We start from the raw sequence: 823 nt of genomic DNA, 5'->3' as shown, positions 1-823 counted from the left end.
CAGCCAGTTTCTGCGGCAGGTGCAGCGCAAGACAGGGAAAGAATCCGTGGAGATGTCTATTGATCTGTTCCCCGATTTGCGGCTCCATGAGACGGAAGCGAAGCTTCGGGACAAGCTGGAGGCGGAGCCGAAAAAGGCGATCCGCAACGCGCTGAAAGGGCTGCTGCCGGAACGGCTCATTCCGCGATTGCTGTCCAAAGCGGGAATCGACGGCGACCTTACGGGCCCCAATCTCTCCAAAAGCGCCCAGGCGGCGCTTGCTTCCCTGTTAAAGCGTATGCCGATTGTTGTTCACGGCACCCGTCCGCTGGAGGAAGCCTTTGTTACAGGAGGTGGAGTTAATTTAAAGGAAATTGACCCTAAGACGATGCAATCCAAGCTGATGCCGGGTCTGTATTTCTGCGGTGAAATTTTGGATATACACGGATATACGGGCGGGTACAATATTACCGCGGCTTTCTCAACAGGGTATACGGCCGGAATGCATGCTGCGCAGCAGGAATCCTGAAGGTGCACGAAAAATGAAACAGCATTTACCGTAAATCCAAACCAGCGCGAACAAAGAGTCTCTCGGCATTCACGCTGGTTTTCAATTCTATGCGTATTTACCGGGCCAGGCGAAAGGCTGTAAACACTCTGGCAGCCATAATGCCGATCACCGCGCCGGCGGGTATGAATACCGCAAGCCCCCACCAGCCGTACAGCGGCACTGAGGCGACCGCCGCGCACAATATGGAAAAAGGAAGCAGAAGAATCGGAACCGCCAGACTCCCCGCGTCCGCTTTCCGGTCTTTGCTGAACGGGAGCAGCGCGATAAATTCAT

General features: G+C 54.9%; 2 protein-coding genes. One reads left to right on the top strand and one right to left on the bottom strand.

Translation table 11 applies throughout. The annotated features are described in order from the left end of the window. The coding region (locus L691_RS0124020; RefSeq protein WP_025692803.1) for an NAD(P)/FAD-dependent oxidoreductase at positions 1-508 on the top strand (508 nt) is incomplete at its 5' end. Between the two features lie 97 nt (positions 509-605). Here L691_RS0124020 and L691_RS33165 read toward each other — a convergent pair. Beyond that, positions 606-823: hypothetical protein (locus L691_RS33165; RefSeq protein ID WP_036738046.1), on the bottom strand; the 218-nt coding region annotated here is incomplete at its 5' end.

The organism is Paenibacillus zanthoxyli JH29 (assembly GCF_000520715.1).
Taxonomy (GTDB): Bacteria; Bacillota; Bacilli; order Paenibacillales; family Paenibacillaceae; genus Paenibacillus_AQ; species Paenibacillus_AQ zanthoxyli.
Note: the sequence above shows the minus strand (reverse complement) of the source record. Positions and strands in the feature narration are given on the sequence as shown.